This window comes from Mycobacterium rhizamassiliense (genome assembly GCF_900157375.1).
Classification (GTDB): domain Bacteria; phylum Actinomycetota; class Actinomycetes; order Mycobacteriales; family Mycobacteriaceae; genus Mycobacterium; species Mycobacterium rhizamassiliense.
Genome location: NZ_LT721901.1, coordinates 3,377,927 through 3,402,500, shown reverse-complemented (window position 1 = coordinate 3,402,500; position 24,574 = coordinate 3,377,927). Strand labels below are relative to the sequence as shown.

Sequence of the window (24,574 nt, the reverse complement as noted above, 5' to 3'; positions counted from 1 at the left end):
CGCACGAATTATGCTCAGCGTGAATGCAATTCTGCGTGTTGCAGCCAATTTGCCTGCGGCTAGGCTTTGCTGGTGCCCGAAAGCCCGTCGTCCTATCTCGTGTTGGCCTCGCAGCGCAGCGGCAGCACGCTGCTCGTCGAATCGCTGCGCGCCACCGGCGTCGCCGGCGAGCCCCAAGAGTTCTTTCAGTACCTGCCGACCACCAGTCAGTCCCCGCAGCCGCGGGAGTGGTTCGCCGGCGTCGGGGATGACTCGATCCTGAGCCTGCTCGATCCGCTGGACGAGGGAAAGCCCGACCTGGCGCCGGCCGAGATCTGGCGCGACTACATCCGCACGGTCGGCAGGACGCCCAACGGTGTGTGGGGCGGCAAGCTGATGTGGAACCAGACGCCGCTGCTGCTGCAGCGCGCCAGCGGCCTGCCCGACCGGTCCGGCGACGGGCTGCTGTCGGCGATCCGCGACGTCGTCGGCGAAGACCCGCTGCTGGTCTACGTCTACCGGCCCGACGTGGTGTCGCAGGCGGTGTCGTTCTGGCGGGCGGTGCAGACCCGGGTGTGGCGGGGCCGGCCCGACCCGGTCCGCGACGCGCGGGCCACCTACCACGCCGGGGCCATCGCGCACGTCATCACGATGCTGCGGGCCCAGGAAGTGGGCTGGCGGAATTGGTTCGCCGAAGAAAACGTCAAACCCATGGAGATTCCGTATCCGGTGCTGTGGCGCAATCTCACCTCGGTGGTGGGCTCCGTCCTCGAGTCGCTGGGGATGGATCCCAACCTCGCGCCCGAGCCGGTGCTGGAGCGTCAGGCCGACAAACGGTCCGACGAATGGGTAGACCGATATCGGGTGGACGCCGAAAGGGAGGGGCTGCCGACATGACGGTGATCGAAGAAAGGCGCGTCGACGAACTGCGGCTGCTGGAAGCCGAAGCGGTGCACATCATCCGCGAAGTCGTCGCCGAGCTGGAGCGGCCGGTCCTGCTGTTCTCGGCGGGCAAGGATTCGATCGTGCTGCTTCGCCTCGCGGAGAAGGCGTTTCGACCGATACCGCTGCCGTTCCCCGTCATGCACGTCGACACCGGCCACAACTTCGACGAGGTGATCGAATTCCGCGACCGCCGGGTGACCGGTCAGGGCCACAAGCTGATCGTCGCCTCGGTCCAGGAATCCATCGATAAGGGCCGGGTGCCCGACCCCGGCCCGACCGCGTCCCGCAACCGCGCCCAGACCCGCACGCTGCTCGACGCACTGGAGGCCGGCGGTTTCGACGCCGCCTTCGGCGGTGCGCGCCGCGACGAGGAACGCGCCCGCGCCAAGGAGCGGATCCTGAGTTTCCGCGACGAGTTCGGCCAGTGGGACCCCCGCGCCCAACGCCCCGAGCCGTGGTCGCTGTACAACGGCCGCATCAAGAAGGGCGAACAGGTCCGGGTGTTCCCGCTGTCCAACTGGACCGAGCTGGACATCTGGCGCTACATCGAGCTGGAAGGCCTTGAAATACCGTCGATTTACTACGCACACCAGCGCGAGGTGTTCGAGCGCGACGGCATCCTGCTGGCCGTCTCCGAATACGCCAGCCCGCAAAACGGCGAGACCTCGGCGACGGAGTGGGTTCGCTACCGCACCGTGGGCGACCTGACCATCACCGGGGCGGTGCGCTCGGAGGCCACCGACATCGCCCGGGTGATCACCGAGATCTCCGCGGCCACGGTGTCCGAGCGCGGCGAGACGCGCGCCGACGACCGCACCTCGGTGGCCGCGATGGAAGACCGCAAGCGAGAGGGCTACTTCTGATGACCAGCACCGAGAAGGCTGCCGAAAAGGTATTGCCAGCCAAGGACGTAACGCGCCAGCTGCTGCGCATCGCCACCGCAGGTTCGGTCGACGACGGCAAGAGCACCCTGATCGGGCGGCTGCTGCACGACACCGACAGCCTGCCGCTCGACCACCTCGAGGCCGTCACCGACGAAGAGGGGATCGCCGACCTCGCGGCGCTGTCCGACGGGCTGCGCGCCGAACGCGAGCAAGGCATCACGATCGACGTCGCCTACCGCTTCTTCTCCACCACCACCCGCAGCTACATCCTGGCCGACACCCCCGGCCACGAGCGCTACACCCGCAACATGTTCACCGGCGCGTCCAATGCGCACGCGGCCATCCTGCTGGTCGACGCGCGCGCCGGGGTGCTGCGGCAGACCCGGCGGCACGCCCGCATCGCAAAACTGTTGGGCATCAAGCACTTTGTCGCCGCCGTGAACAAAATCGACCTCATCGACTTCGACCAGGACGGCTTCGTCGGCGTGGAAAACGAGCTGCGCCAACTGGCGGCGCGGCTGGGCGAGGTGGACATCACGGTGATCCCGATCGCGGCCAAGCACGGTGACAATGTGGTGCACCGCTCCGACCGCACGCCCTGGTACGGCGGCCCCACCCTGCTGGAGTACCTCGAGGGCATCGAACTCGCCGCGCCCAATGCCGAGCCGTCGCGGCTGCGGCTGCCCATCCAGTGGGTGTCACGGCCCACCGCCGACGTGCGGCGCCGCTACACCGGGCGGCTGGCAGCCGGAACGCTGTCCGTCGGCGACCCGGTGATCTCGCTGCCCGCCGGCACCCGCTCGACGGTCACCGCCCTGGACACCCTCGACGACGACCGCAGCACAGGCGTTGCGCCGCTTTCGGTTTCGATCGAACTGGCCGACGACATCGACGTGGGCCGCGGCGACGTGCTGGTCAGCGGCGCCGAGGACGCGGACGCGCCGGTGCTGGCCCGCGAGCTGGATGCGACGGTGTGCTGGTTCGTCGATTCCCCGCTGCGGGCCGGCGACCGGCTGGCGCTGAAGCAAACGTCCAAGACCGTCCGGGCCACCGTGCAGGAGCTGCACTCGCGCCTGGACCCCGAGACGCTCGACGAGCTCGATCAGCCAGTTGAGTTGACGCTCAACGACATCGGCACCGTGACGCTACGCACCAGCTCGGTCGTCATCGCCGACGCCTACAGCGACAACCGCGACAGCGGCGCGTTCATCCTGATCGACGAGACAACCAACGACACCGTCGGTGCCGGCACCATCATCGAGGCGCGGGAGATCAAACCGGGCAGCCACCCGCGCACCGACATCCGCTGGCATCCGTCGGCGCTGGACCGCAGCCACCGGTGGCGCACCACCGCACAGGCCGGCGCGACGATCTGGTTCACCGGGCTGCCCGCCTCCGGCAAGTCGACGGTCGCGGTGGCCGTCGAGCGTGCACTCGTCGAATCTGGGCGGGTGGCCTACCTGCTCGACGGCGACAACCTGCGCCACGGCCTCTCCGACGACCTGGGCTTCTCCCCCGGCGACCGCACCGAAAACATCAGGCGCGTCGGGCATTTGACGCGGCTGCTGGCCGACGCGGGGGTGGTCGCGCTGGCCTCGCTGGTGTCGCCGCTGAAGTCCGACCGCGAGACCGCCCGCGCCCTCAACAACGCGGCCAAGCTGCCGTTCATCGAGGTGCACGTGGCCACCTCGGTCGCCGAATGCGAGCGCCGCGACCCCAAGGGCCTGTACGCCCGGGCCCGCCGCGGCGAACTCAAGGGGCTGACCGGGGTGGACGCACCCTACGAGCCGCCGGAGGCCGCCGACCTCGTCATCGACACCACCGGCGCCGACATCGACGAGCTGGTCGCCCAGGTCATCGACCTGCTCAACGAGCGCAGTCCCCGGCCGCCAAGCTAGATTCAGGGCGATCTAATCACTTGGTCCGCGCGGCCGGTCCAGCAAATATGTGACGCGTGACGAACGGCGCAGGCGGCTGGCACGAGCGAATCGGCTCGATATCCGTGGATTGGTGGGCGACCCTGGTCGCCGGCGTGATCACCGCGCTCGCGGTGGCCGACGTGCTCCCGAAGATTCCGTGGTGACCGCGTGAGCACCACGGACATCGAGTCGGTCGAGCCCGAGGAACTGACCGACACCTTCACCAGCCGCCGGCCCCTGGACTACGTGCCGGGCATCCTGCTGCTGGTCGGGGTGGGGCTGCTGGGCAAGTACGCCCAGATCTGGTGGAACGCGCTGGCAAAACACGAGCACTGGCGGGGGCCCGACATCGAATATGTGTTGTGGGCCATCGTGATTGGGCTGCTGATCACCAACACCGTCGGCCTGCATCGGATCTTTCGCCCCGGCGTGCTGACCTACGAATTCTGGCTCAAGGTCGGCATCGTGGTGCTCGGCGCGCGGTTCGTGCTCGGCGACATCATCAAGCTCGGCGGGCTGAGCCTGGTCCAGATCCTGGTGGACATGACGATCGCGGGGACCATCATCATCCTGGCCGCCCGCGCCTTCGGGCTGTCCGGCAAGTTGGGCTCGCTGCTGGCGATCGGGACGTCGATCTGTGGGGTGTCGGCCATCATCGCCGCCAAGGGCGCGATCCGCGCCCGCAACTCCGATGTCGGCTACGCCATCGCGGCGATCCTGGCGTTGGGCGCGGTATCGCTGTTCGTGTTGCCGCCGCTGGGACACGCGATCGGCCTGACCGACGGCGAGTTCGGCCTGTGGGCGGGCCTAGCGGTGGACAACACCGCCGAGACCACCGCGACCGGCTACCTGTTCTCCGACCACGCCGGCAAGATCGCCGTGCTGGTGAAGTCGACCCGCAACGCGCTGATCGGGTTCGTCGTGCTCGGCTTCGCCCTGTACTGGGCGGGGCGCGGGCAGGCCGACGAGATCGCGCCCGGCGCGACGGCCAAGGCCGCGTTCATCTGGGACAAGTTCCCGAAGTTCGTGCTCGGCTTTTTGGCGGTATCGGCGATCGCGACCGCGCACTGGCTCAGCAAAGGGCAGACCGCCAACCTCGCCAACGTGTCGAAGTGGGCGTTCCTGCTCACCTTTGCCGGCGTCGGGCTCAATACCGACATCCGCCAAATCGCGCGCACCGGCTGGCGCCCGCTCGTCGTTGCCGTGATCGGGCTCACCGTCGTTGCAGTCGTCTCCCTCGGCATCGTCCTGCTCACCTCGCGTGTATTGCATTGGGGCATAAGCGCCTAGCGTGGCCGCAATAGCGGCACGGTAACGTGGCGCGGGTGGGGCGGCGGCAATCGACACCGATAGCCGCCTGACGCCCCGCCATGTGGATCACCATCCTGGTAATGGCCGTGGGCATGAGCCTCGAGCCGTTCCGGATCGGCATGACGGTTTTGATGCTGAACCGGCCCCAACCGATGCGCCAACTGCTCGCGTTCCTGTGCGGCGGTTTCGCGATGGGGATGAGCGTGGGCCTGGTCGTCCTGTTCCTACTGCAGCGCACCGTGCCGATCGCGTCGCACGTCAGCCTGCCGGGCGTGCAGATCCTGATCGGCTCGCTGGCCCTGCTGGTGGCCGCGGTGCTGGCCGGGCAGGTCGTGACGAGCCGACGGGCAGGCGCACCGAAAGCTGCCGCATCCGAGCGGTTCTCGCCCCGGGTGCGGCAGCTGCTCAGCGGACGTTCGCTGTGGGTGGCCGGTCTGGCCGGTGTCGGGATCGCGCTGCCGTCCGTGGACTACCTGGCCGCGTTGGCCGTCATCGTGGCTTCCGGCACCGCGGCCCTGACCCAGGTGTCCGCGCTGGTGATCTTCCTTGTGGTGGCCTTCGCGCTGGTGGAGGTCCCGCTGTTCGCGTATGTGCTGGCGCCGCGGCAGACACACGCGTCGATGACCGCCCTGCACACGTGGATTCGGTCGCGCCGCCGGCTCGAGGTTGCGTGTGTGCTGGCCGCGGCCGGCTGCGTCCTGCTCGCCGTCGGCACGGCGGGTCGTTAGGACGCGCGTGCAGTACTGTGGACGAGAGATACTCGGGGGAGACACACGCAGATGAAGCAGCTAGTCGCTGGAGCGCTCGCCACCTTGCTGGTCGGTTCGGTCGGTGGACTCGGAAGCGGCATCGCAACGAGTGACCCAGGATTCCCCTGGCTGCCCCCCACGCCATCCCCGATCGGCGACGACGCCAACGCGAAAGTTGTTTACGCACTGGGCGGTGCGCGGGCGCCGGGCATCCCCTGGTACGACTACACCAATCGCGCCGGCTCCGGATACTTCCCCAACGCCAAACGCGACCTCATCGATTACCCGGCCGGCGCGCCGTTCAGCTGGGTGCCGCAGGAGCTCTTCCCGGGCAAGCGCGACAACGTGACGATCGGCCAGGCCGCCGATCAGGCCACGAACAGCCTGGATCAGGCGATCCGCCGCGGAAACGAGCCTGCGGCCGCCGTCGGGCTGTCGCAGGGCACGCTGGCCCTCGACCAGGAACGGGTGCGGTTGGCCCACGACCCGTCGGCGCCACCGCCAGACAAGCTGCAGTTCACCACGATTGGTGATCCGATGGGAACGCACGCGTTCGGCGCCGGCTTCCTCGCCGGCATCTTCAAGCCCGGCGACTACGTGCCGTTCATCGACTACACGATGCCGCGGCCGGTCGAAAGCCAATACGACACCAACCGCGTCATCGCCTCCTACGACGGCCTCTCCGATTTCCCCGACCGTCCGGACAATCTGCTGGCCGACGCCAACGCGCTGGTCGGGTCGGCGATCGTGCACACCCCGGCCGCGTTCACCAGTCCCGGCGACGTGCCCCCGCAGAACCAGCGGACCACGGTCAACTCGCGCGGGGCGAAGACGACGTCGTATCTGATTCCGGTGAACCATCTTCCGTTGACGCTGCCGCTGCGCTACCTGGGTTGGTCCGACGGCCTGGTGAACCAGATCGACGCGATCCTGCAGCCGCAGGTCGATGCGGGCTACTCGCGCAACGACAATCTGCTCGAGCGGCCCACCTCCGTGGACCCCGTGCACGGCATGGACCCGGTGGGCAGCCTTGACCCGGCCACCCGCGATTCGATCGAGAACGCCTTCGCGCAGCTGCGCGGGATCCTGCCGCCGCCCCCCGGCTGACGGATTAGGCCTCGGCCACCGCGTCGAATACGGTCCGCTTCTTGGGTTTTCGCTTAGGCCGCCGTTCGGGCCACCAGCGCCGTTCGGGCCACCAACTCGCCCGCCCGAGCAGTGCGGCGATGGCGGGAACGGTGATGGTGCGCACGACGAACGTGTCGACCAGGATTCCCACGCCGATCACGAAGCCCGATTGGATGACGGCTCCGATGCTGGAGAACAGCAGGCCGAACATCGACGCGGCGAAGATCAGGCCGGCCGCCGTGATGACTCCCCCGGTGGAACGCACGGTACGGATGACGCCGGTGCGCACCCCGAACGCGGATTCGTCGTGCAACCGCGACGCGAGCAGCATGTTGTAGTCCGCGCCCACGGCGACCAGCACGACAAACGCCAATCCGGGTACGCTCCAATGCAATTCCTGCCCCAGGATGATCTGGAACACCACGACGCCGATGCCGACCGCCGAGAGGCACGACAGGATCACCGACCCGACCAGGTACAGCGGCGCCACGACCGCGCGCAGCAGCGCGATGAGGATCAGCAGCACGACGGCGATGGTCACCATGACGATGAGTTGGATGTCGTGGTCGTAGTAGTCCCTGGTGTCGCGCAGCGTGACCGGGTATCCCGACAGCGATATCGAGGCGGTGGACAGCGTGGTGTTCGGTTGCGCGCCCCTGGCGGTGTGCAGGATCTTGTTCACCTGGTTCATGGCGGCGGTGCTGAACGGGTCAAGGCCGGTCTGGATGAAATAGCGTGCCGAGTGCCCATCCGGCGAAATGAATGACTGAGCAAGCTTTCTGAAGTCCTCGGTAGCCAGGGCGCGAGCGGGGATGTTGAATCCGGCCATCGACGGCTGCGACGCGTCCTGGCCCATATCGATCAGAAATTCCGAGGCCCGGCCCAGCCCCACGCCCATTCGCTTGGTCTCGTCGACGAGCAGCTGCACGCCGTCGGCCACCTGACGGCCCGCGCTGGCCAGGTCGTTGGCACCCTTTTCCACCGAGGCGATCTTTGATCGCGCGGCGCCCGGGTTGTCCAGCCCCAGGTTGTGCAGCGAGCCGGCGGCGCCCTGCAGCGTTCGGCTCAGGCCGTTCACCGTCGCGGCCAGCGTCTGGGAGGACTGCGCCGATTGCAATTGCCGGAATAGGCCGGAGATCTTGGCCAGCGTGCCGTCGTCGCGCGCGGTGATCAGCTTATGGAACTGGGCGCGCGCGGAACCGCACACGGGATTGGCGTCGCAGACGAGGCTGGCGTCCAGGGCGGCGACCACGGCGTCGACCCAGTCGAAGTTGTTCATGGCGCCCGAGAAGTTGATCTGCAGCATGTCACCGAGCGCCCGGATGCTGCTGACCAGCCTTGCGGCGGTATCGATTTCGCCAAGCGTCTTGCTACCGCCGAACGCCTTCTGGACCGACGCCAGCGCGTCGACCAGGCTGGCGACGCCCCCGAGGGCCTGGCCGACTTGGGTGCGTACGTCGCCGAGCTTGTCGGCCAACTGCCCGGCCCCCGACGCCAGCCGGTTGAGATCGCCAGCGTGGTCGGTGATTTGGTTGGCCCCCGCGCCGAGCTGCTTGCCCACCTGGCCCGCCTGATACGTGGCCCTGGCCAGTTCCAGCGGCTGCCCGGTGGGCCGCGTGACACCGCGGACCGCGGCCACACCCGGGATCTGGCTGATCCGCTGCGCCATCTGCTCCAGGTCGGCGAGCGCAAGCGGATTGCGCAAATCGTCGGGAGACTGGATCAGCAGGTATTCGGGAATCGTCTGATTCACCGGAAAGTGGTGCTCCAGCGCGGCGTAACCGACCGAGCTCCCGGCGGCGGCGGGCAGCTGCTTGCGGTCGTCGTAGTTGAAGTGCGTCAACGCGGTACAGCTGGCCAGCGCGATCAAGATTGCCAAGCTGGCGGCCAGATACCGGGCCGGCCACCGCACGATGCGCACCCCGGCTCGCCGCCAAAACGCGGCGCCGTGTTCACCGCGTGGCCCCACCCAGCCACGCCGCCCGGCCACCATCACGATCGCGGGCAGCAGCGTCACCGCGGCCAGAAATGCCACGCCGATCGCGATGGCCAGCGCCGGGCCGACGGTGGAGAACAACCCGAGCTTGGCGAAACCCATGCCGAGGAACGTGATTCCGACCGTCCCGGCGGAGGCGGCGATCACCTTCCCGATCGAGACCACGGCCCGTTTGACCGCGCGATCCGAATCGTCGCCGAGCCGTAGATAATCGTGATACCGGCCGATGAAGAATACCGCGTAATCCGTTCCGGCGCCTGCGATCATCGCGGACAGCAGCACGATCGTCTGGTTGGACACCGCCATCCCGGTCAGCGCCGAGACACCGGAGACCACCGCCTGCGCGATCACCAGGGCCGCACCGATGGTGGCCAGCGGCAACAGCATCGTGACCGGGCTGCGGTAGATGACGATCAAGATCACCACCAGCAGCACCATGATCGCGAGCTCGATCGCGACCCGATCGCGCGCCCCGGCGTCGGTCAGGTCCGCGACGGTGCCGGCCGGCCCGGTCAGGTTGGCCCGCAATCCGTTTGGGCCATGTTTCAGGGTGTCGTCGACCATGCCCGCGACGTCGTTGTAGGCACGGTAGGACTCGGGTGTGCCCAGCTCGCCGGAGAGGCCGACCGGAAGGATCCACGCCTTGTTGTCCTTGCTGGCCAACAGGTCATGCAGCGGCGGGGTGCTGATGAAATCCTGCAGCATCACGACATCTTTGGTGTCGTGACGCAGGCGATCCACCAGGCCGCGGTACACGTTCTCGTCGGCCGGGCTCAACCCCTTGTCGTCGGTCAGCAGCACGATCAGCACGTTCTCCGACCCGGCTTCGCCGAACGCCTTGCTGATCTTCTTCGCCGTCACGACCGACACCGCATCGGCCGGCAGCAACGCGGCCGGGTGCCGCTGCGACATCTGGGTCAGCGAGGGCACCGCCATGGGCAGCACCAGGGCCAGCGCTATCCAGCACCCGATCACAATCCACGGCCGCCGTGATACCAGCTCGCCTAGCCGACCAAAGATGACTACACCTCCGGCCGTTCGTACTGCGTTCTGTCAGGCGACATTCCGCCGCCAGTGCCCGCTCTCGGCCACACGGGAGAACACGGACTTCAACGCCTCCAGGTAGCGCGCCACCGACTCCTGCGCCTCCGGGTTGTCCGGGTACATCACCGTCACCGCGGTCTCCTGCTCGACCCGGATCACATAGATCGACATCTGGTACGAGTAGCGACCGTCGCTGTAGACGCCGATGTTGAGCCCGTCCAGTTCCGCGGTCAGCAACACCGAAAGAGGGGCGGTGCCCGCGTCGAGGAAGTTGATCACCGGGAAGTTTGGCCGCGGCTTGTGCACCGTCGGCGCCAGCTCCATCACGCGCTCGTAGGGCACCTCGGCCAAATGCACGTCGGCGTCGAACGATTGCTGCGCGGCGCGCGCGGCTTCCTCAAACGAGGAATCCGCGATGGGGACCGTGATCGGGATCAGGCCGGTAAACCAGCCCTGGGTGAGCGCGTCGGCCGCGGTCTTACGAGTGTCGCGCGGTGTGAGCCCGTAATACGTGTGCGCTCCGGTCAATTCGTGCTCGGCCAGGCCGCAGCAGGCCAGCACGCCGCCGATGAATCGCGCACCGGCATCCCGGCAGATCGATTCGAACTGCGCGGTCTGCTGCTCGTCCAGCATCGTCATGGTGACGATGTCGGCCTGGCTGGGCTGCGACGGGTCCCCCAGCGGCAGGGCGAACTCGGGCAGGCTACCGCCGTTGCTCTCGGCGAACTGCGTCCACGCGCGAACCTGCGGGGACTGCGCGGTCAGCGACTCGGTGAAATGCCGCTGCCGGAGGCAGAATTCGTCGTAGCTGCCCGCCGGCGGCAGCTCGATGGGTGCGCCCCCGCCGACCAGCGAGCCGTACATCATGTGGAACTCCATCAGCGTGACGCCGACGATCATCGCGTCCACGTGCACGTGGTCGACACTGGCGTAGAAGGTGAAGTGGTCGTCGCTCTGGATGACGCCGAACTGAAAGCAGCCCCACTGCAACGGGTCCGGTGTGGCCACCGCGAGGTCCCGAATTTCGTCCAGCGTCAGCTTGCCGTGTTTGGTGGGCACGAATTCGATGTCCGCCGGATCGGCGAGGGTGCGCCGGACGATGCGGTCGTCGTCGGTGTGCTCGAACCAGCTGCGATACGTGTCGTGCCGCCGAAGATGGGCGTTGACAATGTAATTCACTGCGCGCAGGTCGCACCGGCCGGGTTGGTCGCTGCTGATGATCATCAGCCGCGAATAGTCCAGCCCCTTGGACTTCTGCTCGACGTAGCCGCGGATGTGCTGCGCCTGCATGTAGCTGACCGGTACCGAACTGACCGGCGCGGCGGCCACCTTCTCGAGCGTCGCCGGCGTCGGCTGCCACGAGATGGTGTCACCCGGGACGGGTTCCCAATCGAACAGCGTTCCAACTGTCAGCGGCCCTACCCGCAATGTGCTCTCCCTCGCCTCGCGTCAGCTGGTCGCCAACGCAGCTTCCGTTGTCGCCAACTCCTCGCAGAGGTGCTCTGCCAGACCACGAACGGTGGTGATCTTCGTGGGACTGATACGCACTCCGGTCTCCGTTTCGATCCGGGTGCGCAATTCCAGGTTGCCCAGCGAGTCCAGGCCGTACTCGGATAGCGGCCGGTCCGGATCGATGGTGCGACGCAGCAGCAGGCTGATCTGATCCGAGATCAGCCGCCGGATCATGCCGGGCCACTCGTCTTGCGGCGCCGCCTTCAGCTCGGCGAGGAACTTTCCTTTATCCGCTTGGCCGTTCGCCATGGACTGGAACGCTTCGGCGAAGCGGCTGCGTTGTGCGAACGAGTTCAGCCACGCTGAGCCCATAATCGGCGCGTAGCAGGAGTACGGGCGGCTGTAGCGCACCAACTCCTGGAATGCGCGATAGCCCTCACCGGGCGCGATCGCCACGCCATACTCCTCGGCCATCTCCTTGGCGCGCACGTGGCCGACCTCGGCCCACGCCCCCCAGGCGATCGCGGTGCTCGGCAGGCCCTGGGCGCGGCGCCAGTGCGCAAATGAATTCAGCCAGCTGTTGGCCGCCGCGTACGCGCCCTGCCCCGGCGAGCCCACCAGCGCGGCCGCCGCCGAGAACGTGCAGAACCAGTCCAGCGGCTGCTCGGCGCTGGCCTTATGCAGGTTCCACCCGCCGTAAGCCTTTGGCGCCCAACACCTGTCGATCAGGTCTTCGGTGACGTTGGACAGCGTCGCGTCCTCGACCACCCCCGCCGAATGCAGCACGCCGCGCAGCGGCAGGCCGGACTCGGTCGCCACCGTCACCAGGCGTTCGGCGAACCCGGGGTCGGCGACGTCACCGCACTCCACCTGGATGTCGGCGCCCTGCGCGCGCAGCGACTCGATGGCCTCCTGCGCCTGTTCGTTGGGCTTCGAACGCGAATTCAGCACGATGCGTCCGCAACCGGTCGCGGCCATCTCGCCACCCAAATACAGCCCGAGGCCGGTCAATCCGCCGGTGACGATGTAGGCGCCGTCGCGGCGGAACACCGGCTTTTCCTCCGGCGGAACCACGGCCACGCTGGATCCGGTATGCGGAATGTCGAGCAGCACCTTGCCGGTGTGCCCCGCGGCCCCGACCAGGCGGACCGCCGCGGCGGCATCGGCAACCGGGTAGTGCGTGATCGGTGGCAGCGGCAACAGCCCGTCGGCCGTGTGCCGGTAGACCGTGGTGAGCAGCCGCTGGACGACCTCCGGGTGGGTGTGCGTCAGCAACGCCAGGTCGACGGCGTACAGAGAAAGGTTGCGCCGGAACGGGAACAGCCCCAGCCGAGTATCGCCGTAGATGTCGCGTTTGCCGATCTCGACGAACCGCCCGCCGAAGGCCAGCAATTCGACCCCCACGCGCTGCGCGGCACCGGGCAGCGAGTTGAGCACGACGTCGACGCCGTAGCCGTCGGTGTCCTCGCGGATCTGCTCGGCGAAATCGGTGCTACGCGAGTCGTAGACATGCTCGATGCCCATGTCGCGCAATATCTCTCGGCGCTGCGGACTGCCCGCCGTCGCGAAGATTTCACACCCCGCGGCGCGGGCGATCGCGATCGCCGCCTGCCCGACCCCGCCGGTGCCCGAGTGGATCAGCACCTTCTCGCCCGACGCTATCCGGGCCAGATCGTGCAGGCCGTACCAGGCGGTCGCGGCCGCGGTCGGTATCGCGGCGGCGTCGGCCAGTGGAACCTCGTGCGGTAGCGCGACGGCGAGACGGGCGTCGCACGTCACGAACGTGCTCCAGCAACCGTTGCGGGACAAGCCCGCTACGCGCTCGCCGACCCGATGCCCGGTGACGCCCGGCCCGACCGCGGTCACCACACCGGCGAAGTCGATGCCCAACTGCTGCCGATATCCCTCGAAGGTGGGATACCGGCCGAAGGCGACGAGCACGTCGGCGAAGTTGACGCTGGACGCGCTCACCGAGACCTCGATCTCGCCCGGCCCGGGTGCGACCCGGTTGAACGCGATGAACTCCAGCGACTCCAGGTCGCCGGGGGCGCGGACCTGTAACCGCATCCCGTCACGCTCGTGGTCGACGATCGTGGTGAGCCGCTCGCCGGGCCGCAGCGGGCCCGACCGCAGGCGCGCGGTGTACCAATCCCCACTGCGCCAAGCGGTTTCGTCCTCTTCCGACCCGCCCTGCAACTGCCTGGACAGCTGCGCGGCGTCGGCGTCGGCGTCGTCGTCCACGTCGATCTGGGTGGCGCTCAGATGCGGATACTCGGAGTCGATCACCCGGATCAGGCCGCGCAGCCCGGCCTGCTCGAGGTTGGCCAGGTCCTCGTCGAGCACGGTGGCCGCGTTCCTCGTCACGACGAACAGCCGCGGCACCTCCCCCGGCAGCTCCGCCAGCTCCCGGGCGATCCCGACCAGCTGCGAGACGTAATCGCGGCCGCGCCGCAACTCGTCGGCGTCGTCGGCGGGCGGCGCGGTCACCACGACCACGCCGGTGACACCGCGCCGGGGTCCCTGCGGTCCGTCACCATCGAGCAGCGCACGCAGCGTCGCCGTGTCCGCCGACTCCAACGGCCCGATCGGCAACGGCGCGGTAGTGCATTGCGCACCATCGGAATTCAACGTCTCGGCGAGTCGCGCGGTCAGCGAATCATCCTCGGACGCACCGAGCAGCAGCCAGGAGCCCGGCTCGAACTGCGTCGCCTCCGGCAGCTCGCGCGGCTCCCATTCGATCGTGAACAGCCGCTCGTTCATCAGGCGATTGGCGTGCTCGTGCTCCGAAACCCCGGCCGACAGCTCCAGCCCCTCGACGCTCAACAGCACCGTTCCTGACTGGTCCAGGATCTCCAGGTCGGCCTCGCACTCGCCGGCCGGCGAGGCCGTGACCCGGGTGAGGCAGTAGTGCGCGTTGCGGGTCGAGTGATAGTTGCGCAGCCTGCGCACCCCCACCGGCAACAGCAGACCACCGGCGCCCGCCTTCTGCACCTGGGGATGCACGATGACCGACTGGAAGCAGGCGTCGAGCAGCGCGGGGTGCGCGACGTAGGCCGACTGCTGGGAGCGGATGGCCCCGGGCAGCGCGACTTCGGCGATCGCCGTGCTGACTTGGCCGTCGGTGCCGTCGATCCCGTCGGCGGTGTAGACGGCGGTCAGCCCCGAGAAGGCCGGACCGTACTGGATGCCGACGCTGTCGAAGGCCTCCCGCAATTCGGCGCCGTCCACCCGGGACGGGTGGCTGGCGAACAGCGCGTCGATGTCGTGGACCGGCGGCGGCTGCACGTCCGTGCCCGCATGCAGGACGGCGCTCGCCCGCCGAACGCGCTGGCCCTCCTCGTGCGTGTCGACCGCGAACTCGTGCGCGCCGGACGCCGAGATCGTCGCCGCCGACGATGCGACCGTCTGGTCGTCGAGCAACAGCGTCGCCTCGAACGCGATGTCGTGCACCTCGGAGACCTCCCCGAGAATCGTGCGCGCCGCGGTCAGCGCCATTTCGCAGTAGGCGGCGCCGGGAAGCGTTGCCACGCTGTGCAGTTGGTGGTCGGCGAGCCACGGGTGTACCTCGATGCCGACCTGGCCCTGCCAGACGTGGCGCTCCGGCTCCTCGCGCAGATGCACGTGCGCACCGAGCAGCGGGTGCACGGCCTGAACCGAGGCGCCGGCGAGCTGCTCGGTGGATTCCCGGCTCAGCAGCAGCTTGCGGCGAGTCCACGTCGGCAGCGGCGCATCGACCAACCGCCCGTCGGGGTATTGCGTGGCGAAGTCCACTGCGGCGCCGGCGCTGTGCACGTCGGCGACGAACCCGCGCAGGCCGGACGGCAGCTGCTGCTCGCGGCGGATGGCCGCCAGCGCCGCGATCGGCATGTCCAGGCTGGCGGCGTTCTGCTCGACGGCGTAGGTGAGCAGCGGGTGCGGCGACAGCTCGCCGAAGACGCGGAACCCGTCCTTGAGGGCCGCCTGCACGGCGGCCGCGAAACGCACCGTGTAGCGCAGGTTTTCGGTCCAGTAGTCGGCGGTGAAGGACGGCTGTTCGCGCGGATCCCACAGGGTGGCGGAGTAGTACGGGACCTCGGGCGCCCTGGGCTGGATGTCGGCGAGGACCTCGACCAACTCGTCGAGGATCGGGTCGACGTGCGGGGTGTGCGAGGCGACGTCGACGGCCACCTCGCGCGCCATCACGTCCTGCTGCTCCCACATCGCCACCAGGCTGCGGATCGACTCGGTGTCGCCGCCGACGACGGTCGACGTCGGCGAGGCGACCACCGCGAGCACGACGTCGGACACGCCGCGCATGGACAGCTCCGACAACACCTGTTGCCCGGGCAGTTCCACCGACGCCATGGCGCCGCTGCCCGAGACGCGCTTCATCAACCGCGAGCGGCGGCAGATCACCTTCAGCCCGTCTTCGAGCGACAGCGCGCCCGCGACGACGGCCGCGGCCGCCTCCCCCAGCGAGTGCCCGATCACCGCGCCGGGGTGCACGCCGTAGGACTTCATCGTCTCGGCCAGCGCCACCTGCATCGCGAAGATCGTCGGCTGCACGCGGTCGATCCCGCTGACCGTCTCGGCCGCCGACATGGCCTCGGTCACCGAGAAGCCCGACTCCCTGGCGATCACCGGCTCGATCGCGGCGACGGTCGCGGCGAAAACCGGCTCCGTGGCGAGCAATTCGGCGCCCATCTTCGACCACTGCGAACCCTGCCCGGAGAACACCCACACCGGGCCGCGGTCGTCCTGGCCCACGGCGGGCTGATAGGGCAGCTCGCCGTCGGCCACCTCGCGCAACGCCGCGCTGAGCTCACCGAAGCTGCCCGCCGGCAGCACCGTGCGCACCGGCCGGTGCGCCCGGCGGCGCGACAGCGTGTAGCCCAGGTCGCGTAGCTCGGCAGCGTCGCCGTGCTCGTCGACCCAGTCGGCCAGCCGGGCCGCCGTCGCCCGCAGCTGCTCGGCCGAGGTCGCCGAGACACAGAACAGCAGCGGCCCCTCCGGGTGCGCGGGCACCGGCGCCGGCGCGGATTCCGGCGCCTGTTCCAGCACGGCGTGCACGTTGGTCCCCGACATTCCGTACGACGAGACCGCCGCGCGCCGCGGGTGCTCGCCGTCGGTCGGCCACGGCGTATTGGCCTGCGGCACGAAGAGTTCGGTGCTGATTCCGGCCACCTGCTCGGGCAGCCGGTTGAAGTGCAGGTTCTGCGGCACCACGCCGTGTTGTAGCGCGAGGATCGCCTTCATCATCCCCAGCGCGCCCGACGTCGACTGCATGTGGCCGAAGTTCGTCTTCACCGACGCCAGCGCGCAGGGTCCCCCGGTGCCGTAAACCGCTGCCAGGCTGGCGTATTCGATGGGGTCGCCGACCGGGGTGCCGGTGCCGTGCGCCTCGACCATGCCGACCGTGGCGGGGTCGACGCCGCCGACGGCCAGGGCCTTGCGGTAGGCCGCGACCTGCGCCTGCTCCGACGGCGCCGCGATGTTCGGGGTGCGACCGTCCTGGTTGGCCGCGGTGCCGCGGACGACGGCGAGGATGCGATCGCCGTCGCGCTGCGCGTCGGGCAGCCGCTTGAGCATCAGCACCACGCAACCCTCACCGGACGTGAATCCGTCGGCGGCGGCGTCGAAGGCGTGGCAGCGGCCGGTGGGCGACAGCATGCCCTGCAGGGATCCGGCGACGGACTTCCGCGGCTCCAGGATCACCACCACGCCGCCGGCCAGGGCCAGGTCGCTCTCGCCGGTGTCCAGGCTGCCGCACGCCTGGTGTACGGCCATCAACCCCGACGAGCAGGCGGTATCCACCGTGGACGCGGGCCCATGCAGGCCCAGCGTGTAGGACACGCGACCGGAGGCAAAGCTGTTGCAGGTACCGGTGAATCCGTACGGCCCCTCGGCGGCGCCGCAGTCGGCGGACAACAGCTCGTAGTCGCCGTGGGTCAGCCCCACGAAGACGCCGGTCTGCGAACCGACCAGGGCCGCCGGGTCCAGACCCGCGTGCTCGATCGCGTCCCACGACGTCTCCAGCAGCAGGCGATGCTGCGGGTCGATCGCGGTGGCCTCGCGCTCGGTCAGGCCGAAGAAGTCGCAGTCGAAACCGCCGACGTCGTCCAGGAAGGCGCCCCATCGCGATACCGACCGGCCGGGCACGCCGGGCTCGGGGTCGTAGTACGCGTCCGCGTCCCAGCGGTCAGCGGGGATCTCGCCGATGAAGTCGTCGCCGCGTAGCAACGCTTGCCACAAACGTTGCGGAGAATCGACTCCTCCGGGAAGTCGGCAGGCCATTCCGATAACAGCAACAGGTGTGACAGTTGCGGAAGGCAAAACGCAATCCCCCATCTTCGCCCACGCGTATTGGGCAATCAGCTAACGACCACGCGAATGCGAGGGAAGCCCCGAGCGCGATCACCCGCGCCATCCCCCGTGCATCCGCCCCGGATTCACAATTTGTGGGGCCAGCGTACTGACCCAAGCCGAACAAGCTTAGCGGCTATAAGCTAGCGTGTCGCGGCGACCCTACGTGACACGGGCATGCTGAAACCTGTGTTGTCAGTTTGCAATTGCTACTCAGTGCCCCGCGGCCGGTGTCGACTGTGTTTGCTCGGCGGTAACCCGCCGGCTATAAATCTCGGCGAGGAATTGCTCGACCGCAACCGCGGCGTGTGCGGCTCGCGCCGAGCCGAAGATATCGAAAGCGTGCTGCGCCCAAGGCAATTCGGCATAAACCACCGGCTGGCTGCTGACTTCGCCCAGCCGCGCGACGAAATCGCGGGCCTGCGGAACCGGGACCAGCGAGTCGTTGGTGCCGTGCAGCACGAAAAAAGGTGGTGCGTCGGGGTTTACGTGCGCGACCGGCGAGGCCTGCCGGAACGGCTCGGCGATCTCGGTGCGCCTTAGCTTGAAAACGTTCTTGGCCACCATCGCCGCCATCATCGGATGGATGGCGTCGCCGGTTGCTGTGAAGTCGTACACACCGTAGAACGGCACGGCCACGTCCACCCGGGTGTCGGCGTCTTCGAAGCCCGGCTGAAACCGCGGATCGTTGGGCGTCAGCGCGGCCAGCGACGACAGGTGCCCGCCCGCCGAGCCGCCGGTGATCGCGATCCAATCGGGATCACCGCCGTAGGCCGCGATGTGCTCCTTGGTCCAGGCGATCGCGCGCTTGACGTCGACGATCTGGTCGGGCCAGGTAGAGCGCGGGCTGAGCCGGTAGTTGATGGCCACGCAGATCCAGCCCAGCTCGACCAGGTGGCTCATCAACGGATGTGCCTGTCCGCGTTTGTTTCCCGTCATCCACGCACCCCCGGGCACCTGCAGCAACACCGGGGCCCGCCCGTTGCGGTCCAGGTCGGGCCGTCGCCAGATGTCGAGAAAATTCCGCGAACCGAACTCGCCATAGCTGATGTCGCCGTCGTGCGCGTAGGCGCGATAGATCCGCAGCATCCGGGCCGCGCCCGGTTTCTTCGCGGTGGCGGCCCCCGGCAGCGGACGCTTCCACAGGTCGCCCGACTCGCGGCGGCGTTGCGGACCCAGGCCGGCATCCAGCGCGGCGGTCAGCGGCTCGTTGGCCCGCCGGCCGAGCTGCCGCAGGCCCAGCAGGCCCAGCCCGGACAGCGCCGTCAACGCCCAACAGAATCGGCGCAGCGGGGCCGGAAGCCGACGCGACAGCGCCGCCAACGCGGTCACCTGGACTCCCAAGCTCTGCATCGGAAGTTCCGACGCGAACACGCCGTCGGCAAACGCGTATACCGAGCCGTACCCGTTCTTACTCAACGGCCGGTACCCGTTGAGCGTGAACACGACACTCACCACGGACACCAGCACGGCCGCCAGTCGCTTCAGCACAGTCTTCTCGTCCCTTTCTCACGCCGTCTTCCCACGTTACGTCGCGCCGTCGTGGCCGCCGTCGCCCGAATCACCCGGTCCCCCAGCGTTAGCCGGATCCTCGACGATGTGGTAGGTCGGGTCGACCATCGACATCGGCCGGTTGCCGGTCTGCCTGGGCTTGCCGGTGATCCGCAGCAGCTGACCCGGCACGACATCGGCGCCGCCATGCCCGGGCCTGAACGTCACGCTGATCTCGCCGCTGTGGTCGCTGACCAGGATTGTGCGCAAGGTGCGTCGGCCCTTGGCGACGTCCTCGACCTCGCTGACCCGCCCCTCGAAGGTGGCGCGGTTTCCCGGGATCAGGCCCGCCACCGTGATCACCGACGACCGGGGATGCTCGTACGCCTGCACGTCCTGGTCTTCGCCGCGGGTCACCCATTCGCCGAACTTCTCGAGTTCGCGCGCGACCCGCTGCTCGAAGCGGTCCGGGTAGGCCTCCTCGATCCGCGACTGGACGTCGTAGGGCACGATCGTCGCGGCGGCGTCGGGGATCAGGCTGACCGCCCTGGCGATCTTGTCCGCGGTGCGGTCGTGCAGCAACCGCCCGATCAGCGGCGCGTAGGTACGGCGCGGCAACAGCACGGTGACGTTGGCGTTGGGATGTTCGGACTGCGCCTTGGCGACAAACAGCTGCGCGGCCCGGATGATCCGGCGGTCCGGGCAGTCGACGACGCGCAGCCGGGTATCCAATTCGAAGTGGTCCCAACGCTTTCGGATCTGCGCGGCAAGCGCCGGGTCGACCATGAAGTGCACCGCGATGAGTTCGTCGGCCCGCAATCCCCTGCCGTAGCGCAGCGCCTCGAGCAGCGAAAGGTCCACGGAGTTCACGAAAACGAACACCCGGTGCCGGGAATACTTCACCAACTCGGGTCGGTCGGTGCGGAACATCTCGAGAATGGCCGCCTCGGCGCGATATTCGCGGTTGAGTCGGATCAGCAGGAACACCAGAATCGGAAAGACGACAACGACCAACCACGCACCCTCGGTGAACTTCGCCACCGCGAAGATTCCGACCACGATGGTGGACAGGATGCCTGCGGACAGGTTGATCGCCAGGCGGCGCCGCCAGCCCGATTCCCGCTCCGTCAGATGGTGTTTGGTCATGCCGTAGCCGGCCATCGAGAATCCGGTGAACACGCCGATCGCGTAGAACGGCACCAGCGCGTTGACCGAGCCGCCGGTTACCAGTAGCAGCGCCACGGACATCGCGGCCAGGGCGATGATGCCGTTCGAAAACACAAGGCGATGACCACGTTTCATCAATTGCCGCGGCAGGAAGCGGTCCTCGGCGACGAAGCTCGCCAGAGCCGGGAACCCGTTGAAGCTGGTGTTCGCGCCGGTGAAAAGGATTGCTGCCGTTGCGGTCTGGACGAGCACGAAGAAGATGTTGCCGATCGTCCCGTTGCCGAACACGGCGCGACCGATCTGCGACAGCACCGAGGGATACTCACTGAGGTAGGGCGTCGCGTGCGTCATGTAGGCCAGGAACGCCACGCCGGCCAGCAGCACCCCGAGGATGGTGGCCATCGCGGTCAGCACCCGGCGCGCGTTGCGGCCCTGCGGCTTTCGGAAGAGATCGACGGTGTTGGAGATGGCCTCCACGCCCGTCAGCGACGAGCCGCCGTTGGCGAAGGCGCGCAGCAACGTCAGGATCGTCGCGCCCATCACCAGTCCGTTGCCCTGGTGCACGGGCACGGCGCCGGCCAGGTGCGTGGGGTCGTAAACGGGTAGGTCGCCAAGGACGACGCGAGTGACACCGACCACGATCGTCAGCCCGACCATGATGATGAAGAAGTACGTCGCGAAGGCGAACTGCCATCCCGCCTCCCTCAGACCGCGCAGGTTCGCCAGGCAGATCAGCAACACCACGGCGACCGTGATCTGCAGGCTGTGCGGGCCCAGTGCGGGGATCGCCGAGACCACCGCAACGGTCCCGGCCGCCGACTGCACCGCCACCGTGACGACGTAGTCGATCAGCAGCGCCGCTGCGGCCACCTGCGCCACCCGGGGACCGAAATTCTCCCGCGCCACGATGTAGGACCCGCCCGCCCGCGTGTACGCCATCACGACCTGCCGATACGACGCGGCCACCAGCACCAGGATCAGCAGGATGACGCCCGTGACCGGCAGCAACAACGCGAACGCCGCCAGCCCGGCGTGCGGCAACAGCTCGATCAGGATCTGCTCGGGGCCGTACGCGGTGGACGAGATCGCGTCCGGTGAAAGGGCGCCCAGGGCAACGGGATTCGACAGCTTCTCGCCCGACAGATCCTCGGTGATCAGTGGCTTGCCCAGGAAGATGCGCTTGGCGATGTCCTCTACCGACAACGGGATGCGCGATCTGCTCGCCGAAGTTGTCACGACCACATCCTTTACGGGACGGTGTAGCGCCTAGGAAGCAGGTGGGTGTGCCTCCCGATGCATTCTGCCGTGCCTAGGGTGCCGTGGGTATGGCGAGCCGCTCGACCGCGGCGGCGATGCGGTCGTCGGTCGCGGTGAGCGCGACCCGGACGTGCCGGGCACCGCCCGGGCCATAGAAGTCGCCGGGCGCCACCAGGATGCCCCGCGCGGCCAGCCACGCGACGCTGTCCTGGCAAGGCTCGCCGCGACTGGACCACAGATACAGGCCGCCCTCGGAAAGGTCGATGGTGAAACCGGCCGAGCGCAGGGCCGGTGCCAGCATCCCCCGTCGCCGCGCGTAGCGCTCCCGCTGCACCTTTTCGTGGTCGTCGTCGTCCAGTGCGGCCACCATCGCGGCCTGCACCGGCGTCGGCACGATCATCCCGGCGTGCTTGCGCACGGCCAGCAACTCGGCGACGACGTCGGGGTCGCCGGCGACGAAGCCCGCGCGGTATCCCGCCAGCGACGAACTCTTCGACAGCGAATGCACGGCCAGCAAGCCGGTGTGGTCGCCGTCGCACACCGAGGGGTGCAGCACCGAAAGCGCCTCAGCGTCCCAGCTCAAGCCCAGGTAGCACTCGTCGGACGCGACCAGGACGCCGCGTTCGCGCGCCCAGCCGACGACCTTGCGCAGGTGGTCGATGCCCAGCACCCGCCCGGTGGGGTTGCTCGGCGAGTTCAGGTAGATCAGGGCCGGCGACTGTGGGCCCAGCTGGGTCAGCGAGTCGGCGCGGACCAGTTGCGCGCCCGCCAGCCGCGCGCCGACGTCATACGTCGGGTAGGCCAGCTCGGGCACCACGACCGCATCCGCCGGCCCCAAACCCAGCAGGGTCGGCAACCAGCCGATCAGTTCTTTGGTGCCGATCACCGGCAGCACGGCCGCCTCGGGCAGGTCGGTGATGCCGAAGCGGCGTTCCAGCGCGGCGACCACCGATTCGCGCAGCCGGGGGGTGCCGGCCGTCGCCGGATACCCGGGCGCGGAGGCCGCGGCGGCCAGCGCGTCCTGAATCAGCGGCGCGACCGGGTCCACCGGGGTGCCGACAGACAGGTCGACGATTCCACCGGGATGCGACGCGGCCAGCGCTTTCGCATCGGCCAGCGTGTCCCACGGGAACTCCGGCAAAGACGCCGACACACTGGGCCGGCTCACGGGGCGCTGCCGCAGCACCGGCCCGCTCAGTCGCCTTCGCCCTGGGGCGGCAGGTCCTTGACCGCTTGCGGGTCGTGCTCGGTCATGCCGACCTTGGCCGCGCCACCCGGCGATCCCAGCTCTTCGAAGAAGTCGGCGTTGAGCTGTGTGTACTGGCTCCACTGCTCGGGCACATCGTCTTCGTAATAGATCGCCTCGACGGGGCAGACCGGTTCACACGCACCGCAGTCGACGCATTCGTCCGGATGGATGAAGAGCATCCGGGCGCCCTCGTAGATGCAATCGACGGGGCACTCCTCGATGCACGCCTTGTCCTTGATGTCGACGCAAGGTTCGGCGATCGTGTAGGTCACGTGGGTCTCCTCAACGTTTCCTCTGATGTACTGCGTGTTCAATGTGGGCTGCTGCTCGCTTCGCCGCGGCACTTCCCAGGCCGCGCAAACAAAGCTTTCGGTTACTGATACTAGACGTCGCACATACACGTCAACTACTTGCCACGCCAGGAGGATTGCGCGGCGCGATGCGTCAGGGCAACCGACGCGGCGATCCCCCCATGCTGCTCTACAAGACTGCCAGTATAGGCAGATGTGACCAACGTCACCGCGCTGTTGACCAGCGCATAGTTACGTTCGGGCGGACGTTTCCGAATTACAGAGAAATAGAAGCGAGTTAGTGGCGGCTGGTAGCCTCGACGAGGACGGCAGCCACCGCCACGGGGCGGCCGTCGATGACGGTGCATTAGGGGAAGGTGTCCACAATGGTGAGGCAATCGTTGGCCAAATTGGCTGCTGGGATCGGCGGTGCGGCTTTGGCGTTGAGCGCTGCAACCGGGGTGGCGTCTGCGGACCCCATGGACGCGATCATCAACACCACGTGCAACTACGGCCAGGTGATGGCCGCGCTGAACGCGTCCGACCCGGCCGCTGCCCAGCAGCTGAACTCGTCGCCGGTGGCGCAGTCGTACATCCGCCAGTTCCTGGCGTCGCCGCCGCCGAAGCGCCAGCAGATGGCGCAGCAGGTGCAGGCCATGCCGTCGGCGCAGAAGTACTTCAGCACCATCGAGAACGTCGCGGTCAGCTGTAACAACTACTGAGCGCGCGTCGTTCGGTAATCGCTGAACAACTGTCGTACGCGGCACCAGCAGCGACACCGGCAAACATTGTCGCGGCGGCGCATTAATCGAGGAAGGTGTCTACGAATGACGAAACTGTCGTTGGCCAAAATGGCCGCTGCGGTGGGCGGTGCGGCGTTGGCGTTGACCGCGGCGACGGGAGTCGCGTCCGCGGACCCCATGGACGCGGCCATCAACACGACCTGCACTTACCCGCAGGTCATGGCGGCGCTCAACGCGACCGATCCGGCGTCCGCGGCGAGGTTCAACAGCAGCCCGATGGCGCAGAACATGTTGAACTCGTTCCTCAATTCGGGGCCGGAGCAGCGCCAGCAGCAACTGCAGTCGCTGCCGCCGAAATACGCCGGAATCGTGGAGCGCGTCGCGGCGGTCTGCAACAACTACTGAGCGGCTCAGTAGCCGCTGAGCAGCTGGCGAACGCGGCCTAACGTTTCAGGCCCCACGCGGCTGCAGATTCGCGACGGGTCCGCCGGTCTGCGTCCCCACAGCAACAGCACCCGCGCGGCGGCATCGGTTTCCAGCGTGGCCGGACCCTCGGGGTCGGCGAGCTCGATCGTGGTCCGGTCCGCTTCCGCATGCACGACGACGTCGTCGGTGCCGGTGTCGGGCC

Annotated in this window: 16 protein-coding genes and 1 pseudogene; 9 read left to right on the top strand and 8 right to left on the bottom strand. The window is 68.2% G+C overall.

Features of this window, described 5'->3' with window-relative positions; genetic code table 11:
* Positions 1 to 72 precede the first annotated feature (72 nt).
* The 7 genes from stf0 (at position 73) to MRAB57_RS16615 (ending at position 6,894) form a co-directional block, all read left to right on the top strand.
* Positions 73 to 876 carry a trehalose 2-sulfotransferase gene (gene stf0 / locus MRAB57_RS16640; protein WP_077090636.1) on the top strand — a complete coding sequence of 268 codons (804 nt, stop codon included), beginning with the start codon at positions 73 to 75 and terminating at the stop codon, positions 874 to 876.
* On the top strand, positions 873 to 1,787 hold the full coding sequence (gene cysD / locus MRAB57_RS16635) for a sulfate adenylyltransferase subunit CysD (protein ID WP_077088330.1): 915 nt from the start codon (positions 873 to 875) through the stop codon (positions 1,785 to 1,787). Before stf0 ends, cysD begins: the two co-directional genes overlap by 4 nt.
* Positions 1,787 to 3,706: an adenylyl-sulfate kinase gene (gene cysC, locus MRAB57_RS16630; RefSeq protein WP_077088329.1), complete on the top strand. Its 1,920-nt coding sequence runs from the start codon at positions 1,787 to 1,789 to the stop codon at positions 3,704 to 3,706. The genes cysD and cysC overlap by 1 nt, the downstream gene beginning before the upstream one ends.
* 56 nt (positions 3,707 to 3,762) lie before the next feature.
* Positions 3,763 to 3,891, top strand: a complete 129-nt coding sequence (locus MRAB57_RS29420; protein WP_281254375.1) for a hypothetical protein — start codon at positions 3,763 to 3,765, stop codon at positions 3,889 to 3,891.
* 4 nt (positions 3,892 to 3,895) lie between these two features.
* Positions 3,896 to 5,017 carry a YeiH family protein gene (locus MRAB57_RS16625; protein ID WP_077088328.1) on the top strand — a complete coding sequence of 374 codons (1,122 nt, stop codon included), beginning with the start codon at positions 3,896 to 3,898 and terminating at the stop codon, positions 5,015 to 5,017.
* 80 nt (positions 5,018 to 5,097) lie between these two features.
* Positions 5,098 to 5,766, top strand: coding sequence for a GAP family protein (locus MRAB57_RS16620; RefSeq protein WP_077088327.1), 669 nt, complete (start codon positions 5,098 to 5,100; stop codon positions 5,764 to 5,766).
* 51 nt (positions 5,767 to 5,817) lie between these two features.
* Entirely contained in the window at positions 5,818 to 6,894 is a 1,077-nt protein-coding gene (locus MRAB57_RS16615; RefSeq protein ID WP_077088326.1) for a PE-PPE domain-containing protein, read from the top strand.
* Positions 6,895 to 6,898: 4 nt separating this feature from the next.
* On the opposite strand, the gene MRAB57_RS16610 is transcribed toward MRAB57_RS16615, so the two are convergent.
* From MRAB57_RS16610 to fdxA, 7 genes are all read right to left on the bottom strand, one after another.
* Positions 6,899 to 9,910 (bottom strand): MMPL/RND family transporter, encoded by a 3,012-nt coding sequence (locus tag MRAB57_RS16610; RefSeq protein WP_425436814.1) that lies wholly within the window; start codon positions 9,908 to 9,910, stop codon positions 6,899 to 6,901.
* Positions 9,911 to 9,964: 54 nt separating this feature from the next.
* Complete coding sequence (locus tag MRAB57_RS16605) at positions 9,965 to 11,383, bottom strand: condensation domain-containing protein (RefSeq protein ID WP_077088324.1); 1,419 nt, start codon at positions 11,381 to 11,383, stop codon at positions 9,965 to 9,967.
* Between the two features lie 21 nt (positions 11,384 to 11,404).
* The gene (gene pks2 / locus MRAB57_RS16600; RefSeq protein WP_077088323.1) at positions 11,405 to 17,719 is read right to left on the bottom strand and encodes a sulfolipid-1 biosynthesis phthioceranic/hydroxyphthioceranic acid synthase; all 6,315 of its coding nucleotides are present in this window, start codon (positions 17,717 to 17,719) and stop codon (positions 11,405 to 11,407) included.
* 243 nt (positions 17,720 to 17,962) lie between these two features.
* Positions 17,963 to 19,240: an alpha/beta hydrolase gene (locus MRAB57_RS16595; protein ID WP_077088322.1), complete on the bottom strand. Its 1,278-nt coding sequence runs from the start codon at positions 19,238 to 19,240 to the stop codon at positions 17,963 to 17,965.
* A gap of 36 nt (positions 19,241 to 19,276) precedes the next feature.
* On the bottom strand, positions 19,277 to 21,643 hold the full coding sequence (locus MRAB57_RS16590) for an amino acid permease (protein ID WP_077090635.1): 2,367 nt from the start codon (positions 21,641 to 21,643) through the stop codon (positions 19,277 to 19,279).
* 73 nt (positions 21,644 to 21,716) lie between these two features.
* Positions 21,717 to 22,817 (bottom strand): succinyldiaminopimelate transaminase, encoded by a 1,101-nt coding sequence (gene dapC, locus MRAB57_RS16585; RefSeq protein ID WP_077088321.1) that lies wholly within the window; start codon positions 22,815 to 22,817, stop codon positions 21,717 to 21,719.
* Between the two features lie 41 nt (positions 22,818 to 22,858).
* A complete protein-coding gene (gene fdxA / locus MRAB57_RS16580; protein ID WP_077090634.1) occupies positions 22,859 to 23,185 on the bottom strand; it encodes a ferredoxin in 327 nt (108 codons plus the stop codon).
* A gap of 407 nt (positions 23,186 to 23,592) precedes the next feature.
* Here fdxA and MRAB57_RS16575 point away from each other — a divergent pair, with 407 nt between their 5' ends.
* Positions 23,593 to 23,925, top strand: coding sequence for a hemophore-related protein (locus tag MRAB57_RS16575; protein ID WP_077090633.1), 333 nt, complete (start codon positions 23,593 to 23,595; stop codon positions 23,923 to 23,925).
* A gap of 105 nt (positions 23,926 to 24,030) precedes the next feature.
* The gene (locus MRAB57_RS16570) at positions 24,031 to 24,351 is read left to right on the top strand and encodes a hemophore-related protein (protein WP_077088320.1); all 321 of its coding nucleotides are present in this window, start codon (positions 24,031 to 24,033) and stop codon (positions 24,349 to 24,351) included.
* 5 nt (positions 24,352 to 24,356) lie between these two features.
* On the opposite strand, the pseudogene MRAB57_RS16565 reads toward MRAB57_RS16570, so the two are convergent.
* Positions 24,357 to 24,569: pseudogene (locus MRAB57_RS16565) on the bottom strand (maleylpyruvate isomerase N-terminal domain-containing protein); the annotation flags it as partial.
* Between the last annotated feature and the right edge of the window lie 5 nt (positions 24,570 to 24,574).